Below are 16,473 nucleotides of genomic sequence, written 5' to 3' on the forward strand. Positions count from 1 at the left end.
CGGCTACAGGATAAAGGTAATTACGAAATGGCTAATCTATTGGCAGATTTATTCAGGATAGAAAAGAAACCGAAGCGCGGACTTCTCGCCTTCGAATGGGTGATGTTGGCGTATATGGTATTTACGCTGATAATTGTGTTTTTTACTTATACCAAACTTGCCAATCCCGAAGAAATGGTATGGGGGCGCATAAGGGCGGTGGCAATGACGGCAGCCGTGTGGCTTGTTTACAGGCTTGCGCCCTGCAAAATTACGCTTCTTGCACGTGTATTGCTGCAGCTTGGACTGCTTGCATGGTGGTATCCCGACACGTATGAGATTAACCGAATATTCCCGAACCTTGATTATATATTCGCCGAATGGGAACAACAGCTGTTCGGTTTCCAGCCTGCATTGGTGTTTGCCTCTGCGTTTTCCTCGCCTATAGTGAGCGAATTGATGGATTTGGGCTATGCTTCGTACTATCCGATGATAGTGCTTGTCGCCTTTTTCTTTTTCTTTTATCGCTACAAGGACTTCGAACAGTGCGCTTTTGTGATATTGGCGTCGTTCTTCGCCTATTATGTCATCTTCGATCTGTTGCCCGTTGCGGGCCCCACTTTCTATTATAAAGCGGTGGGAACAGATAAGATTGCCGGCGGTATATTCCCCGCCTTGCACCACTATTTCGACATTCACAAGGATTGCTTGCCCAGTCCGGGCTATACAAATGGCTTGTTTTATAACCTTGTAGAGAGTGCCAAGGCAGCCGGAGAGCGCCCTACAGCGGCATTCCCCAGCTCTCATGTAGGCATATCCACGGTGTGCATGCTGCTTGCGTGGCATGCCCGAAGCCGTAAGTTGCTGCTTCTGTTGCTGCCGTTTTACGTTCTGCTGTTTTTCTCCACGGTGTATATTCAGGCCCACTATGCCATCGATGCCATTGCAGGGGTGTTAACGGGGGTGCTGTTTTACTTCGGTTTCATGCGTGTTTACCGCGTATGGCAGCGGTAGGGTGCATATATTACTCTGATAGATTGCAGATGTATTTGCGATAGATGGTCTGTCTGTTGCCGTTGGATATATGCTTTAAATTGCTTGTGCGGGCCGTTTGTCTTTTGCTTTTGCGCATTGTTCCCCATTCTGTTTGTATGTGTATTTGTAACATTTTCGAAGTCAACCTCCGTAGTTCATAATGTCAACCTCCGTGGTTCATCGTGTCAACCTCCGTAGTTCATCGTGTCAACCTCCGTGGTTCATCGTGTCAAGCTCCGTGGTTCATCGTGTCAACCTCCGTGGTTCATCGTGTCAAGCTCCGTGGTTCATAATGTCAACCTCCGTAGTTCCCATAGTGTATTGTGACAGGAATTATCGTGTGTCGGTAATGTTATTCTTGTAGATTGCTGCAATTTTTACAGTGTTTTTGCGTAACTTTGCACTCTCAATGAAAATAAGAAGATGAAGAAACTCTATATTGAGACGTATGGATGCCAGATGAATGTGGCCGACAGCGAGGTTGTTGCTTCGGTGATGAAGATGGCGGGCTATGATGTATGCGATACGGAAAGCGAGGCCGATGCCGTATTTCTGAATACCTGTTCGGTTCGAGAGAATGCCGAAAACAAGATATACAATCGTCTTGATGCCCTTCATGCCGAGAGAAAAAAGGGGCGGGAGCTCATTCTCGGTGTGCTGGGGTGTATGGCCGAACGTGTAAAAGACGACCTGATAGAGAACCACCATGCAGATCTGGTGGCAGGACCGGACTCTTATTTGAACCTTCCGGATATGATTGCGCAGGCCGAAACGGGCAATAAAGCTATCGATATCGAACTTTCCAAGACCGAAACTTATAAGGATGTAGTGCCTCAACGCGTGATATTGGGGAAGATAGGCGGCTTTGTAAGCATTATGAGAGGCTGCGATAATTTCTGTCACTACTGCATTGTGCCCTATACAAGAGGCCGTGAACGATCGAGAGATATAGAGAGTATCTTGCGCGAAGTTATCGATTTGCGCGACAAGCACTATAAAGAAGTAACGCTGCTCGGGCAGAACGTGAATTCTTATCGGTTCGGCGATATCGGTTTTCCGCAGCTTCTACGCCGTGTAGCCGAAGTTGTACCCGACATGCGCGTGCGCTTTACCACCTCTCATCCTAAGGACATGAGCGACGAAACGTTGCATGTAATAGCCGATATGCCTAATGTTTGCAAGCATATACATCTGCCCGTGCAGAGCGGGAGCAATAAAGTGTTGAAGCTGATGAACCGGAAATATACGCGCGAATGGTATATGGATAGGGTACAGGCCATTCGTAGGATTGTTCCCGATTGCGGACTCTCTACGGATATTTTCGTGGGTTATCACGGCGAGACGGAGGAAGACCACCGGCAGTCGCTCTCCCTAATGAAAGAAGTAGGTTATGACAGTGCTTTTATGTTTAAGTATTCGGAACGTCCGGGCACATACGCATCGAAGCATCTTCCCGATAACGTGAGCGAAGAAGAGAAAGTGCGCCGTCTTAATGAGCTTATTCATTTGCAGACGGAGCTGTCTGCCGTCTCCAATAAACATGATGAAGGAAAAGAATTCGACGTACTTGTAGAAGGGTTCAGCAAGCGCAGTCGCAGTCAATTATGCGGCAGAACGGAGCAGAACAAGATGGTGGTGTTCGACAAAGGCAACCGCCATATCGGCGAAACAGTGCGCGTAAAAATTACAGGAAGTACCTCTGCAACACTGTTCGGTGAGGAAGTTTAATTCTTCACCTATTTTATATATAAACCTTACAGATCAGTATCTGAACGAACTGCCGCCTAAAAATTCACGGATAAGGCTTGTGGGTGGCAGCGCTTTATTGGGTATCGGAGAGATGTATTTCAAGAACTTGAGCAGACGATAGGCCTCACTATGCTCCTCACAGTTCTCGGGTACCAGCTCTAAAAGTGGTTCCGCCTGCTGCTTAATGACCGCAAGTTCGAAGAGCATTGCCGTGTTGAACATCACATCGGCATTCTCCTGATAGGGGAATATCCATTTGTTTTCACCGTTACGTACCGAAGGCCATCGGTGTATAGTGTCTTGTGCGTCGACTCCCCTGTACTTGTAATCGCGGATGATGCGGCGCAGAAGGCGGTTATCTGTTGTGGGTATGTAGTTATGATCGTCGAGCAAGATGGTTGTCAGTGCCGATATATACACTTTGAACTTCTGCTCTGCCGGTATTTGCGATGTGAGTTCGGGGTTCAAGGCATGTATTCCTTCCACCACAAGTATGTTGTTTTCATCAAGATGAAGCCGTTTTCCGCTCTTCTCGCTCATACCTGTTTGAAAGTTATATTTAGGCAATTCTATCTCTTCTCCGTTGAAGAGCGCATTAAATTGCTCGTTGATAAGTGGGATGTTCAGTGCGTAAATACTCTCGTAATCTAACTCTCCATTCTCGTCTTTGGGCGTTTTATCGCGGTCGACAAAGTAATCATCGAGCGATATCTGTACGGGTTTGATGCCATTAGTGAGCATTTGGATGGACAAACGCTTACAAAATGTGGTCTTACCAGATGAGGATGGGCCGGCTATAAGTACCATCTTTACGCCTTTGCGGTTAGCAATAGCATCGGCAATTTGCGATATTTTCTTCTCTTGCAATGCTTCCGACACGTTTATAAGGTCGGTTGTGTGTCCCGCTTTTACGGCTTCGTTGAAATCGCCTACGGTACTTATGCCAAGAATGTGCTGCCAACGGTGGTGTTCCTTGAATATCTCGAACATCTTATCTTGCCGGATCAGCTCGCCCAGTTGTTCCGGATTTTTCTGTGAGGGGATACGTAGAAGAATGCCGTCGTAATACTTTTCTACACCGAAAAGGTACAAATCTTTCGTGTTTGTGAGCAATGAACCGTAGTAATAATCTACGTAATCATCCATCTGATAGTACGTGGTGTAGAGCGATCCGATACTTCTGAGCAGCTTGGCCTTGGCTTCATCGCCTTTTTTCTCGAACATCTTAACCGCTTCTTCGGTGCGTACTTCGAACCTGCGTATAGGTATTTTTTCGTCTATAATCTGTTGCATGCGTCCACGAATGGCATCGACGTCTTGCAGACCGACGGGGTGTCCCAGCGATAGATTGCAGTAATAACCGTTCGAAACGGGGATATCGATCACCACTTCGCTACGTGGAAAAAGATCATGTACGGCTTTGCAGAGCACAAAAAATAATGTTCGTGTGTAATTACGCGAACCTGAACCGCTGGTCATATCCAAAAATTCCACATCTTTATTATGGTAGAGACGGTAGTGCATACCCTCTACTTTATTGTTGACCTTGGCACATATCGGTCCGAAAGGCATCTTTAAATGAAATTGGTTAAAAACATCATAAAGTGTACTTCCTATAACTACTTCTTGAGTTTTTTTATTATTTTTGCAACATATTTGTATAAATTGTTTCATTTGTCTATTAAATTTAGCGCATGTAAAGTTATTGAATATATGACAAAGTTCCAAAAAAATACTATTCACATATCATTAATTTATGGAAACAGGTGATTATTTAATCTTTTTTTTTAGGATAGCAGGCTCTTTGGCATTGCTCATTTACGGAATGAAAATTATGAGCGAGGCCCTTCAGAAGATGGCAGGTTCGCAGTTGCGGCATGTTTTGGGCGCGATGACTACGAATCGGTTTACGGGTATGCTAACGGGTATGTTTGTAACTTGTGCGGTGCAATCGTCTACGGCCACTACAGTGATGACGGTTTCTTTTGTTAATGCGGGTTTGCTAACGTTGGCACAAGCGATTTCGGTTATTATGGGCGCGAATATCGGAACAACGCTTACAGCTTGGATTATGTCTCTGGGCTATTCGATGGATCTCACCAACTTTGTTTTTCCCGCCTTTTTAGTAGGTATCGTGTTAATATATTCTCGCCGCCACCGCTATAAAGGCGATTTCCTTTTTGGTATAGCGTTCCTGTTTTTCTCACTGGTGTTGTTGAGCGATACGGGGAAGTCACTTGATTTGCAGAACAATAAGGAGGTTATCGGTTTCTTCAGTTCGTTTGATGTGAACAGCTATTTTTCTATTATCATCTTCCTTGTGATAGGCACAGTTATTACATGTATTGTGCAATCGTCAGCAGCAGTTATGGCGATTACGATTTTGCTTTGCTCTACCGGTGTTTTACCTGTTTATTTGGGTATTGCGCTGGTGATGGGAGAGAATATCGGAACAACGCTTACGGCCAATCTTGCCGCTCTGGGTTCTAACACGCAAGCGCGGCGAACGGCATTTGCGCATTTTCTTTTCAATATTTTCGGAGTAATCTGGGTTCTGTGTATATTCTATCCCTTTGTGCATGGTGTGTGTCATATCGTGGGCTACGATCCCGAGGCTTCCCATCTCTCGCGCCATGATCTTTCGGTAAAGCTGCCGCTCATTCTGGCAACCTTTCATACCTGTTTCAATATTTTCAACACGGGTATTCTTATTTGGTTCATTCCTCAGATAGAGCGTGTAGCATGCTGGGTGATTAAACCTGGCAAGAAAGAAGACGAAGAGGAGTTCCGCCTGCATTTTATTCAAGCCGGCATTATGAAGACACCGGAGCTTTCTGTGCTCGAGGCGCAGAAAGAGATAACCTCTTTTGCCGAGCGCATACATCGTATGTTCGGTATGGTTAGAGAGCTGCTCGGTACCAAAGACGAGAGCAGTTTCGTAAAGATATTTACACGTATCGAGAAGTACGAAGGCATCAGCGATAACATGGAGATAGAGATTGCAAAATACTTAGATCAGGTAAGCGACGCCCATTTAAGTGATGAAACCAAGGCGAAGATACGTGCTATGTTGCGCGAAATTTCCGAAATAGAGAGCATAGGCGACAGCTGTTACAACATTGCGCGCACGCTGAAACGCAAGTTGAACGGCAAGGAAGACTTTACAGAACGCCAATACGAGCACTTACACCAGATGTTCGAGCTTACCGACGATGCGCTCAGCCAAATGCAGATGCTATTCCTTGGCCGCAAAGAAGATCTGGATGCCAACCGCTCGTTCAATATTGAGAATGAGATAAACAACTATCGTAATCAGCTCAAGAGTCAGAACATCAACGATGTTAATAACCATGAGTACACCTATGCTATCGGTACAATGTACATGGATATTATTCAAGAGTGCGAAAAACTCGGCGATTACGTGGTCAATGTCGTAGAGGCACGCATGGGAACACGCCAGAGAGAGGCTTGAACACACACCATTCGTACTTAATAACAATCGGGTTCATGTCGATCAAGACATGAGCCCGATTGCCGTATATTGTAAAAGCATTTGGGGCGTTATGAATGTTTTCCGAAAAAACGCGGCATATTCATCTTGTTTTCATGCCGATAACGAAGCCGCTTATCCATGGCATGAAGCACGACAGGAGCGGCTTCTACCTGCTGCAGACATAGCGGTCAGTCCGTAATTTCGCCCATTTTCTTCCAGATATCGATAAAGACCGCATGGTCTACCTTACGGTCGAAAGCAACCTTAATGCCTGCATTTTTGAGCGTAGAGAATGCTTGTTCGCTGATTACATCGGCATATACTTCGCATACACCGCCGTTTACCATCATTTTAGCGGCCGTTCTACCGGCAGCTTTTGCAGCAAGTTTAGAGTTTAGAAGGGCTTCCGGCGCTTCTGTAAGCAGGTTGTAGAGCGTTCTTGCTCCGCGCCCGTTGAACTTATGTACATTGCCTTCATGCAACAGCACCAACGAACATTGTTCCGTGTGCAGTGTGTCGATCAGTTCGTTCATCATAAGCATTCCTCCTATATTTTATATTTCGGATAGTAGTAACGTTTTTCTATTTTCTACAAAGATAGTGCAAACCGAGTGCAAAGAAGCTCGCTTCAATTTGCAGAGATGCCACCTATCTTCTACAAAGATAGGAAATAAATCCGAATGTTGTTCTTTATGCGCGAAATATTTTATATCTCCATCGCCATAATATAGTCGTTCATGAAGTAGCCGTTGCCTATATCGAAGTCGCCCTTGCGTACCTTTTTCATCCCCAAATGCTCATAGAAACCCAGCGCGGGGTTATGCCTGTTCACATTAAGTTCCATTTTACAAGGCGACGGATGTACTTTCTTAATCCAACGGATAGCCGCACAGAATAACTGTTTGCCATATCCGCCTTTTTGAAATGCGGGCATCACGTAGATTTTTTGCAGGTGATACATGTGGTAACCCTGCGGTTGAACCGACACATAGCCTGCACATGTGCCGCCCTCGAAAGCCAACAGATAAGTGTGCCTCTCCTCTGTCATCTGCTTTTTCAGACTGTCTACAGAGTACATCCATTCCATCATGTAGTCGATCTGCTCCTTGGTAAGAATGTTTTTATACGTGTTCGGGAACGTTTCCCATGCCATGTCGTGTATCAGCCGGCAGTCTGCAAGCGTAGCTTCTCTTATGTCCATGTGTCGTTTGTTTATTGTCTTTCTGCACCGTTTCGCAATCTATTCGCCAATTCCCGCATGCCTTCCGAAGCTCCTTTGCAGATATGAGTAATACCCTGTGCCGTGTTTTGCATCGTCGTATCGGGATCTATCAAATAAACAGGCACCCCCGCGCGGACGTACCTCACCAGTCCGGCGGCCGGATATACGTTGAGTGACGTGCCTACGATGACGAAAATATCGGCCTTTGCAGCCTCTTCGGCAGCGGGTTCTATCATGGGTACGGCCTCTCCGAAGAACACAATGAACGGGCGCAGCAGCGAACCGTCGCCGGCAAGCGTGCCGGGTGTCACCTCTGCATGGCTTTCCGCCAGTTCCGTGATGTACTTCCGGTCGTACGGATCGCGGCTTGAACACACCTTAGACAGTTCGCCGTGCAGGTGAATTACGTGCGAAGAGCCGGCTCTCTCGTGCAGGTTGTCTACGTTCTGCGTAATCACCGTTACATCGAAATCGCGCTCCAAATCCTTAATCAGCCTATGCCCGTCGTTGGGTTGTGCGGCATACAACTTCTTTCTAAGCATGTTGTAGAAGTTCGTCACCAATGTAGGATCGGCCTCCCACCCTTCGTGCGATGCCACTTGTTCTACGGGATAATTCTCCCAAAGGCCGTCATTGCCGCGAAAGGTTTTAAAACCACTCTCCACAGACATGCCTGCTCCCGTAAGAAAAACCAATTTCTTCATATCGATTATATGTTGTCTCGCCATCGCAGACCGTATGCTCGGTTCGCTATGATGGCATCAGTTATTCATATCGCAAATATAACTGTTTTTTCTGAAACGTAGCGGTTGCAGACAAAGAAAAATAAAGTGCCGCCGATAAACGTGCCGTTTAACTTGCTTAGGCAATGCGTCTGTGGTTGTTAGGCAGTATGTCTGCGGGCGGCAGAAGTACCGTCTGCTTGTCGTAAAAGTCGTTATACCGGTGAAAAACAGTGCATATACGGCTCATAAGTGTTTAAATAATCATAAGTCTGTTAAATTTAAATGCTAATAACGTGTATATGGAAAAAATGTGTAACTTTGCATATCTTAAAACAAGATTATAATTAATAATAAAATAAAAACGATATTTATGGACAAAGTAAGCTACGCTTTGGGCATCGGCATAGGCCGTCAACTCAGTCAAATGGGTGCGGCTAATCTGAATATAGACGACTTTGCACAGGCCATTAAGGACGTTATGGCGGGCACAGGTCTTCAGGTCGACGAGAACGAAGCGCACGCCATTGTGCAAGACTTCTTCCGTAAACAGGAAGAAAAGCAACGCTCTGTTGCCGCTGAAAAGGGCAAAGCAGCTAAGGAAAAAGGTGAGAATTATCTTGCTGAAAACGCCAAGAAAGAGGGCGTTATTACCCTTCCGAGCGGATTACAATATCTGGTTTTGAAAGAAGGAAACGGCAAGAGTCCCAAATCTACCGACCAAGTAAAGTGCCATTATGAGGGAATGTTGGTCGATGGAACGCTTTTCGACAGCAGCATACAGCGCGGTGAACCGGCAACGTTCCCGCTGAATCAGGTGATTGCAGGGTGGACCGAAGGTCTGCAGCTTATGAAAGAAGGTGCCAAATATCGCTTCTTTATTCCTTATACTCTTGGTTACGGAGAGCGCGGGGCAGGCTCTTCTATTCCTCCGTTTGCAGCGCTCATCTTCGATGTAGAACTCATCAAGGTGCTGTAATGCCACGGTTTATTCCCCACAACTCCCAATCAAACAGAACTTAGAAAACTTAAATTATTTTATAAAACAACAATGAAAAAACTTACATTCGTAGCCGCTATGGCTATTGTTGCAGCAGTATTTTCCGCTTGCGGCAACTCGACACCGAAAGCAGACCTGAAGACCGATGTTGATACAATGAGCTATGCCATGGGTATGACGCAGTCGCAAGGCCTCAAGGAGTATCTTGTAGGACGTATGGGTATCGATACTACCTATATGGAACAGTTCATCAAAGGCCTTAACGATGGCGCTAATGCCGGCGATGACAAGGGGAAAGCCGCTTATTATGCAGGCATCCAAATCGGTCAGCAGATTAGTAATCAGATGGTAAAAGGCATCAATCAGGAGGTTTTCGGTAACGACTCTACCAAGTCTATATCCCTTAAAAACTTCATGGCAGGCTTTATTACCGGAACTACAGGTAAGAAGGGCATCATGGATGTACAGCAGGCACAGCAAACGGCCAATACCATGATTACCAAGATACGTGCCAACAACATGATGAAGCAGTACGGTCCGAACAAGGAAGCAGGTGAGAAATTCCTTGCTCAAAACAAGAAGAAAGAAGGCGTAAAGACACTTCCGTCGGGCGTACAGTACAAGGTGATTAAGGAAGGAAACGGCCCCATGCCGAAAGATACCTCTATGGTAAAGGTAAACTATGAGGGACGTACCATCGATGGCAAGGTGTTCGACAGCTCTTACAAGCGCAAGGAGCCTGTTTCATTGCGTGCAAATCAGGTAATCAAAGGCTGGACGGAAGCACTCGTTCATATGCCTGTAGGTTCGGTATGGGAAGTGTATATCCCGCAAGAACTGGCTTACGGAGAGCGTGAGCAGGGCAATGATATAAAGCCGTTCTCTGCACTTGTGTTTAAAATAGAGTTGCTCGGTATTGAGTAATCGTACATGGCGGGCTGCATGCTCGCACGATACAATAATAATAAAGGTAGGGATTACGAATGCAATCTCTACCTTTTTATAAACTTAATGCAATGAAAAAGATTTTTTTGATGGCACTTGTCATGGTAGCAAGTGCAATGTTTACCACCGTTTCGGCCGGTAACAAGAAAGACAAAAAGCAGCAGCCGGCGCCAACAGCTTTGGTACTTGCTACGCTTTCAGATTCGCTCAGTTATGCTTCCGGTATGTCAAATACCAACGGACTTCTGCCGTATATCCGGCAGCAATACGGTGTAGACTCAACTTACATAGCCGACTTTGTGAAAGGATTTGAGGAAGCTATGGGCAAAAACGATGACCTTCATTATACGGCATACAGTGCTGGTATCCAGATTGCAGACATGGTGAAGAAGAGAATTTTGCCGCAGGTAAAGAGCATGTTCGAGGGCTCTAAGGATTCTATCGATAGCAAACTCTTCGAAAAGGGCTTTGTGGCAGGCGTGCTGAACGATACTGCTCATTATACTATGAGTACCGCTGAAACCTTTTGTAAAGAAATAAAAGAGGAAACATTCAAGCAGAAAAACAAGGCTTATCTTGATGAAAATAAGGCATGGCTTGCCGCAAATGCCAAGAAAGAGGGTGTAAAGACTACCGCTTCAGGTTTACAATACAAGGTGATTACGCAAGGTACGGGCGAGACACCGCAGTCGTTCGACAGCGTTACCGTGAAATATGAAGGCAAGACGATCGATGGTAATGTGTTCGATAGTTCGTATAAACGTAATCCGCAGACGGCGAAATTCCGTTGTGATCAGGTAATAAAAGGATGGACAGAAGCCCTTACTATGATGCCTGCAGGCAGCAAGTGGGAGCTTTATATCCCGCAAGAATTGGCTTATGGAGCACGTCAGGCAGGGCAAATCAAGCCGTATTCGACGCTTATCTTTACTGTGGAACTGGTGAGTGTGGATAAACCGCAGGCATCGGCCGAGTCTTCCAAGCCTGCCGTATCTCCGAAGAAACCGGCTCGAAAGAAAAAATAAGCTGCCACGGATATATCATATATACTTTATAAAAAGGGGAATATGCTGCAATAGAGCATGTTCCCCTTTTTGGTAAGAAACATATCGTTAAACCGTAGGTGTGATGTCATTTTGTGCAAAAAATAATATTTTTCAGCGCAAAGCGTTGCTTGTATCATTTATTTTATCTACTTTTGCTATCAGCAGATAATTAATAAATGGAACATAAAGATGGAGAAGATCGATAATCTTGATAGGAAAATACTGAGTATTTTATCCAAGAATGCACGCATACCTTTTAAGGATGTGGCTGCCGAATGTGGCGTTTCGCGGGCTGCGATACACCAAAGAGTGCAGCATTTGATAGACAATGGGGTAATCGTAGGTAGCGGATTCGACATCAACCCTAAGAGTCTGGGCTACTCTACTTGTACTTATGTGGGACTTAACCTCGAGCGAGGAAGCATGTACAAAGAGGTTGTAGAGCGGGTTATCAATATCCCCGAAGTGATCGAATGCCACTTCACGACCGGTCCTTATACCATGTTAGTGAAGTTGTATGCACGGGATAACGAGCAATTAATGGACTTGCTCAATAATAAGTTGCAGAGTATAGCTGGAGTAGTCTCCACAGAGACACTCATTTCCCTTGAGCAGAGTATCAAACGAGAGATACCCATAAATATAGAAGGGTAATGGAAATCTTCGATTTGCAGGAGCATCTGAACGGCATATACTCATCTTTTCCCGAGGCTGAACACCGTGCAATCATAGGCATAACCGGTAATTATGAGAACGGCGACCTTACACTTCGCGACTGTTATTATAGGCAGATAGTCGAAGCAGGAGGCGTTCCGCTGGTCATACCTCCCGTAGCCGATAAGGACGTTATCATCAATACGCTCGAACATATAGACGGCTTGTTGCTCACGGGCGGTGCGGATATCAACCCTCTATGGGGTAACGACGAGCCTTCGCCGCAACTTCATTCGGTGAATGCCATGCGTGATTTGCCCGAATTACTGATTACCCGTCTGGCTTACAACCGCCAAATACCGATATTAGGCATATGCCGTGGCATGCAAACATTGGCTTTTGCCCTCGACGGAAAGGTGATGCAAGACATCAACAGCATACCTGATGTGTTGAAACACAGTCAGGATGCCGCGCGTAACGAGCCTACCCATTCTATTCATATTGCGGAAGACTCTATATTATATAAGGTATATGGCGCCGATAGAATATTCGTCAACTCATTTCATCATCAGGCTGTAAAGGAGACAGGAGTCCATTTCCGGATAACGGCAACGGCACCTGATGGTATTATAGAAGCCATGGAAAGTTGCGAGTATAAACCTATAATGGGCGTACAGTGGCATCCCGAGTGGCTCGAAAGCGACGGATTGAAGCTGTTCGAATGGTTGGTAGCGCAAGCAGACCTATTCTATAAGGCAAAAGAAGTGCACAGACGTGTGCTTACCCTCGATGCTCATTGCGACACACCCATGTTCTTTCCTATGGGTATTCGGTTCGATCATCGCGATGAACGCATACTTGTAGACCTGCATAAGATGACGGATGGGCGTCAAGATGCGGTAACCATGGTGGCATATCTGCCGCAACCAAAGCCGGAAGAAAGCTTTTCGAGTAAGGTAGACTTTGCTGTTACTGGCCCTACGGAGTATGCCAATCTTATTTTCGACAAGATAGAAGCCATCGTAAAAGCCAATGCAAGTTATTTAAGTATGGCGCGCACGCCTGCCGACCTGTACGAAAACAAGCGTAAGGGATACAAATCGATTGTCTTAGGCATAGAGAACGGCTTGGCCATAGGGCGCGATATCGCCAACGTGAAGCACTTTGCGCAGCGCGGGGTGACATATATAACACTTTGCCACAATGGAGATAACGATATTTGCGATAGCGCCCGTGGCTGCAATACCCATAATGGAGTGTCGCCGTTCGGCGAAAAAGTGATCCAAGAGATGAACGATTGCGGCATTATGGTAGACCTCAGTCACGGCGGGGAGAAGAGTTTTTACGACGCACTTGATATAAGTAGCACGCCTATAGTGTTCAGTCATAGCAACTGTAAGGCGCTTTGCGACGTTCCGCGCAACCTTACAGACGACCAAATGCGTGCACTTGCCGCCAAAGGAGGCGTTGCCCATACCACTTTGTATGCCGGTTTTCTAAAGCAAAACGGAGAGGCTACCATCCTCGATGCTATCGCCCATTTGGAACATGCCATCGACGTAATGGGCATAGACCATGTGGGTATCGGCACCGACTTCGATGGAGACGGCGGTATCAAGGGCCTTGCAGACTCCTCGGAGCTGATAAATTTTACTATCGCCTTACTGAAGCGTCGCTACAACGAGCACGACATAGCGAAGATATGGGGCGGCAACTGGCTGCGCGTGATGGCCCTTGTGCAGAGCCACAAGAAATAAACAACGACAATAAGACCAAGCGGAAAGGGCGACACGTGTTCTTTCCATAATAATTATAAGAATGAAACTAAAACATATCGTGATGGGGATTATACCATTATTGGCCGTAGGTATCGGCATTGGGGTGTATCTGCATGGCAATGATACCAAAGCGAAAACCGAAGAAAATACAATGCTCATGAAACCCGTAGGACCTGTGTTCAACGCCGATTCGGCGTATCTGTTTACGAAAGCGCAGTGTGATTTCGGCCCAAGAGATATGAATTCATCCGGACATGAGCGCTGTGCGGAGTGGATAATTGCCAAGTTTAAGCAATACGGATGTACGGTAAACACGCAGAAAGTGGACTTGAAAGGCTACGACGGCACCCTTCTGAAGAGCACAAACATAATGGCTTCCTACAATCCCCAGTCTACCACACGCATTCTTTTGTGTGCTCATTGGGACTCGCGTCCATGGGCCGACAATGATCCAGACAGTACCAACTGGCGACATCCCATACTTGCAGCGAACGATGGTGCCAGTGGTGTGGCCGTTATGTTGGAACTTGCACGCGTTATACATGCCTACAAGCGGCTCAACATAGGCGTTGATTTCGTGTGTTTCGATGCAGAAGACTGGGGTACACCGCGCTGGAGCGGCCTGCAGGATGACGAGAAAAGCTGGGCACTCGGTGCACAATATTGGGCTGCCAACCTGCCCCAAGGCTACGAAGCACGCTACGGAATATTGTTAGACATGGTAGGCGGCCAAGGTGCACGGTTCTTTCAAGAGAGTGGTTCGCGCCAGTTTGCCCCCGCAATTGTCGATAAAGTGTGGTTAGCTGCCGAGGCTATCGGTTACGGGAGTTACTTTCCGAAGCAAGAGGGGGGCATGATAACCGATGATCATGTGCCTGTCAACGAGGTTGCAAAGATACCCACCATCGACATTATTCCGTTCTATCCCGACTGTTCGCAGAGTTCGTTCGGCCCCACATGGCACACTATTAACGATAACATGGATTATATCGACAAGAATACGCTGAAAGCAGTAGGCCAAGTGATGGTGCAAGTGATTTACAGCGAAGCGAAGTAGCGCACGTAACAGCGTGGCGTACCAGTGCTGCCCCTGTAGGGATAATGTTGTTCCCTGCAGGGGCAGCATCGTCAGATATGGGTTCTATGATGGGTGGGAAGCCGGTCTATGCCCGGCAGGCGATACTCCTAACCGGCATAGAACTATGGTGTAAAACGGGTGTTTTGTCTGTTTCAGTCGGTCAGAAGGCGCCGACTGAAATAACGGACGGGGTACCAAACGGCCATCCACCCCACGGCAACGACCGTAAAAAGGATAACCAGCACGTCTGAATAGTGCACACTCACGGGATAGGCATTCACTACGAAGTTGCCGCTGCTACTGCCCAAGGCCACGATGCCGTAGGTTTGCTGCAGCCAACAGAGCAACAGACCGATGCCGATGCCGATGACTGCTCCGATTACAGATATCATCCGGCCCTCGAAAAGGAAGATCTTGGTGATTTGTTTATCGTTGGCACCGAGATTACGCAGCGTAACTACGTCGTCTTTCTTGTCGATAATGAGCATGGAGAGCGAGCCTACAATGTTGAAACATGCCACGACAAGGATAAACGTGAGGAATATATAGGCAATGATTTTCTCTATCTGCATGATGCGAAAAGTATCTGCCTGTTGCTCGAATCTGTCAAGAACTCTATACTTTGTTCCGGCTATCTGTTGCAGTTGCTTCTTGGCTCTGTCGAAGTCGGCCCCGGCTTTCAGCCGCAGTTCAAGCGATGATATCCGGCCCTGTTGACCGAAGAGATTACGGGCAAACGCCAGCGATGTGATGATATGATCTTTGTCGTATTTGGCTTGGTTTACGGCAAAAACCACGCCGGGCGATAAGAGCGAGTCTACCGTGAAGCCGTCGTAAGGGTTCGACAAGTCTAACTGACCGTTGCGTTTCGGTGCATATACCTTTATATAACCCTGCCATCTGGCGCCGGTGCCCAACAGCTGTGCCAAGCGTACACCTATCACTCCGTACTGCAAGTTGGCGGCATGCAATTCGAATTCTCCATCGCCATAGAGTATTTCCTTAATGTGGGTAAGTTCTGAAAAATTATCGTCTACGCCCATCACCGTAACCATCTGCTGCTTATCCTGATATGTGGCGAGTGCCTGATCTTCCATGCATTCTGTAGCTACGGCTACGGCCTCGAAGTGCTTGATACGCTCAAGAACGGGATCGTCGGTCGGAACAGTCTTACCTTGTACGGACACAATCTTTAGTTGGGGATCGAAGTTAGTGAGGAAAGAGGCCACGAGATCCGAAAATCCATTAAACACACTCAGCACGATAACAAGTGCCATAGTGGCCACGGCAACACCGATTACAGAGATAATCGAAATGATGTTGATGGCGTTTGTGCTCTTTTTAGAAAAGAGATAGCGGCGTGCTACGAATAACGGGAAGTTCATTTCTTTGGGGATATGCGGCAGGATAGATGTCTCGACAGGCGGTTCTTACTTCTTTAACAGCTCGTCTATACGTTCGATATAGTCGAGGCTGTCGTCGATGAAAAAGCGGAGTTCCGGGATAATACGCAACTGGTTATGCACACGTGTGCCCAGCTCGTAGCGTATAGTCTTTTCGTTTTTGGTGATATTATGAATTATCTCGTCGCTCTTTTCCGACGGGAAAATGCTTAAATATGCCGTGCATATACTCAAATCGGGCGACACCCGTGCGCGCGTTACCGATATCATAACGCCGTGCATCATGCGGGTTTGACTCTGAAAAATAAGGCTCAATTCCTTTTGCAGGAGTCTTGCTATGCGGTTCTGTCTTGTTTCTTGCATAATCGG

The 16,473-nt window shown here is 46.6% G+C and carries 15 protein-coding genes; 9 read left to right on the forward strand and 6 right to left on the reverse strand.

Annotated elements, in window-relative coordinates:
- The first annotated feature begins 27 nt into the window (after positions 1 to 27).
- Both BN3912_RS10755 and miaB read left to right on the forward strand, forming a co-directional pair.
- Entirely contained in the window at positions 28 to 993 is a 966-nt protein-coding gene (locus BN3912_RS10755) for a phosphatase PAP2 family protein (RefSeq protein WP_023984002.1), read from the forward strand.
- Between the two features lie 444 nt (positions 994 to 1,437).
- Entirely contained in the window at positions 1,438 to 2,742 is a 1,305-nt protein-coding gene (gene miaB, locus BN3912_RS10760; protein ID WP_023984001.1) for a tRNA (N6-isopentenyl adenosine(37)-C2)-methylthiotransferase MiaB, read from the forward strand.
- A gap of 33 nt (positions 2,743 to 2,775) precedes the next feature.
- On the opposite strand, the gene BN3912_RS10765 is transcribed toward miaB, so the two are convergent.
- On the reverse strand, positions 2,776 to 4,437 hold the full coding sequence (locus BN3912_RS10765; protein ID WP_064972321.1) for a nucleoside kinase: 1,662 nt from the start codon (positions 4,435 to 4,437) through the stop codon (positions 2,776 to 2,778).
- An 82-nt stretch (positions 4,438 to 4,519) separates the two neighbouring features.
- Here BN3912_RS10765 and BN3912_RS10770 point away from each other — a divergent pair, with 82 nt between their 5' ends.
- Complete coding sequence (locus BN3912_RS10770; protein WP_023983999.1) at positions 4,520 to 6,235, forward strand: Na/Pi cotransporter family protein; 1,716 nt, start codon at positions 4,520 to 4,522, stop codon at positions 6,233 to 6,235.
- Between the two features lie 209 nt (positions 6,236 to 6,444).
- On the opposite strand, the gene BN3912_RS10775 is transcribed toward BN3912_RS10770, so the two are convergent.
- The 3 genes from BN3912_RS10775 to BN3912_RS10785 all read right to left on the reverse strand — a co-directional run bounded on the left by BN3912_RS10775 (position 6,445) and on the right by BN3912_RS10785 (position 8,182).
- Positions 6,445 to 6,798, reverse strand: a complete 354-nt coding sequence (locus BN3912_RS10775; RefSeq protein ID WP_023983998.1) for a DUF1893 domain-containing protein — start codon at positions 6,796 to 6,798, stop codon at positions 6,445 to 6,447.
- A gap of 164 nt (positions 6,799 to 6,962) precedes the next feature.
- The gene (locus BN3912_RS10780; protein WP_023983997.1) at positions 6,963 to 7,457 is read right to left on the reverse strand and encodes a GNAT family N-acetyltransferase; all 495 of its coding nucleotides are present in this window, start codon (positions 7,455 to 7,457) and stop codon (positions 6,963 to 6,965) included.
- Between the two features lie 11 nt (positions 7,458 to 7,468).
- Positions 7,469 to 8,182 (reverse strand): SIR2 family NAD-dependent protein deacylase, encoded by a 714-nt coding sequence (locus BN3912_RS10785; protein WP_023983996.1) that lies wholly within the window; start codon positions 8,180 to 8,182, stop codon positions 7,469 to 7,471.
- Positions 8,183 to 8,573: 391 nt separating this feature from the next.
- On the opposite strand from BN3912_RS10785, the gene BN3912_RS10790 reads away from it, so the two are divergent.
- The 6 genes from BN3912_RS10790 (at position 8,574) to BN3912_RS10815 (ending at position 14,680) form a co-directional block, all read left to right on the forward strand.
- Positions 8,574 to 9,179 carry a BamJ family beta-barrel-assembly machinery protein gene (locus BN3912_RS10790; RefSeq protein ID WP_023983994.1) on the forward strand — a complete coding sequence of 202 codons (606 nt, stop codon included), beginning with the start codon at positions 8,574 to 8,576 and terminating at the stop codon, positions 9,177 to 9,179.
- Between the two features lie 72 nt (positions 9,180 to 9,251).
- Positions 9,252 to 10,124, forward strand: a complete 873-nt coding sequence (locus BN3912_RS10795; protein WP_004369000.1) for a BamJ family beta-barrel-assembly machinery protein — start codon at positions 9,252 to 9,254, stop codon at positions 10,122 to 10,124.
- A gap of 92 nt (positions 10,125 to 10,216) precedes the next feature.
- Positions 10,217 to 11,170 carry a BamJ family beta-barrel-assembly machinery protein gene (locus BN3912_RS10800; RefSeq protein WP_195906781.1) on the forward strand — a complete coding sequence of 318 codons (954 nt, stop codon included), beginning with the start codon at positions 10,217 to 10,219 and terminating at the stop codon, positions 11,168 to 11,170.
- Between the two features lie 210 nt (positions 11,171 to 11,380).
- Positions 11,381 to 11,845, forward strand: a complete 465-nt coding sequence (locus BN3912_RS10805) for an Lrp/AsnC family transcriptional regulator (RefSeq protein ID WP_004368997.1) — start codon at positions 11,381 to 11,383, stop codon at positions 11,843 to 11,845.
- Positions 11,845 to 13,602, forward strand: coding sequence for a membrane dipeptidase (locus BN3912_RS10810; protein ID WP_023983991.1), 1,758 nt, complete (start codon positions 11,845 to 11,847; stop codon positions 13,600 to 13,602). Before BN3912_RS10805 ends, BN3912_RS10810 begins: the two co-directional genes overlap by 1 nt.
- A 61-nt stretch (positions 13,603 to 13,663) precedes the next feature.
- On the forward strand, positions 13,664 to 14,680 hold the full coding sequence (locus tag BN3912_RS10815; protein WP_036859342.1) for a M28 family peptidase: 1,017 nt from the start codon (positions 13,664 to 13,666) through the stop codon (positions 14,678 to 14,680).
- A 173-nt stretch (positions 14,681 to 14,853) separates the two neighbouring features.
- Here BN3912_RS10815 and BN3912_RS10820 read toward each other — a convergent pair whose 3' ends face one another.
- Positions 14,854 to 16,086, reverse strand: coding sequence for an FtsX-like permease family protein (locus BN3912_RS10820; RefSeq protein WP_023983989.1), 1,233 nt, complete (start codon positions 16,084 to 16,086; stop codon positions 14,854 to 14,856).
- A gap of 45 nt (positions 16,087 to 16,131) precedes the next feature.
- Positions 16,132 to 16,467, reverse strand: a complete 336-nt coding sequence (gene rbfA / locus BN3912_RS10825; protein WP_004368991.1) for a 30S ribosome-binding factor RbfA — start codon at positions 16,465 to 16,467, stop codon at positions 16,132 to 16,134.
- Between the last annotated feature and the right edge of the window lie 6 nt (positions 16,468 to 16,473).

The organism is Prevotella phocaeensis, from assembly GCF_900065875.1.
Classification (GTDB): domain Bacteria; phylum Bacteroidota; class Bacteroidia; order Bacteroidales; family Bacteroidaceae; genus Prevotella; species Prevotella phocaeensis.

Bases quoted from the DNA above. Each gene is read 5' to 3' on its own strand.
- BN3912_RS10755 (WP_023984002.1), top strand. From the start codon at position 28: ATGGCTAATCTATTGGCAGATTTATTCAGGATAGAAAAGAAACCGAAG.
- miaB (WP_023984001.1), top strand. From the start codon at position 1,438: ATGAAGAAACTCTATATTGAGACGTATGGATGCCAGATGAATGTGGCC.
- BN3912_RS10765 (WP_064972321.1), bottom strand. From the start codon at position 4,437: ATGAAACAATTTATACAAATATGTTGCAAAAATAATAAAAAAACTCAA.
- BN3912_RS10770 (WP_023983999.1), top strand. From the start codon at position 4,520: ATGGAAACAGGTGATTATTTAATCTTTTTTTTTAGGATAGCAGGCTCT.
- BN3912_RS10775 (WP_023983998.1), bottom strand. From the start codon at position 6,798: ATGCTTATGATGAACGAACTGATCGACACACTGCACACGGAACAATGT.
- BN3912_RS10780 (WP_023983997.1), bottom strand. From the start codon at position 7,457: ATGGACATAAGAGAAGCTACGCTTGCAGACTGCCGGCTGATACACGAC.
- BN3912_RS10785 (WP_023983996.1), bottom strand. From the start codon at position 8,182: ATGAAGAAATTGGTTTTTCTTACGGGAGCAGGCATGTCTGTGGAGAGT.
- BN3912_RS10790 (WP_023983994.1), top strand. From the start codon at position 8,574: ATGGACAAAGTAAGCTACGCTTTGGGCATCGGCATAGGCCGTCAACTC.
- BN3912_RS10795 (WP_004369000.1), top strand. From the start codon at position 9,252: ATGAAAAAACTTACATTCGTAGCCGCTATGGCTATTGTTGCAGCAGTA.
- BN3912_RS10800 (WP_195906781.1), top strand. From the start codon at position 10,217: ATGAAAAAGATTTTTTTGATGGCACTTGTCATGGTAGCAAGTGCAATG.
- BN3912_RS10805 (WP_004368997.1), top strand. From the start codon at position 11,381: ATGGAGAAGATCGATAATCTTGATAGGAAAATACTGAGTATTTTATCC.
- BN3912_RS10810 (WP_023983991.1), top strand. From the start codon at position 11,845: ATGGAAATCTTCGATTTGCAGGAGCATCTGAACGGCATATACTCATCT.
- BN3912_RS10815 (WP_036859342.1), top strand. From the start codon at position 13,664: ATGAAACTAAAACATATCGTGATGGGGATTATACCATTATTGGCCGTA.
- BN3912_RS10820 (WP_023983989.1), bottom strand. From the start codon at position 16,086: ATGAACTTCCCGTTATTCGTAGCACGCCGCTATCTCTTTTCTAAAAAG.
- rbfA (WP_004368991.1), bottom strand. From the start codon at position 16,467: ATGCAAGAAACAAGACAGAACCGCATAGCAAGACTCCTGCAAAAGGAA.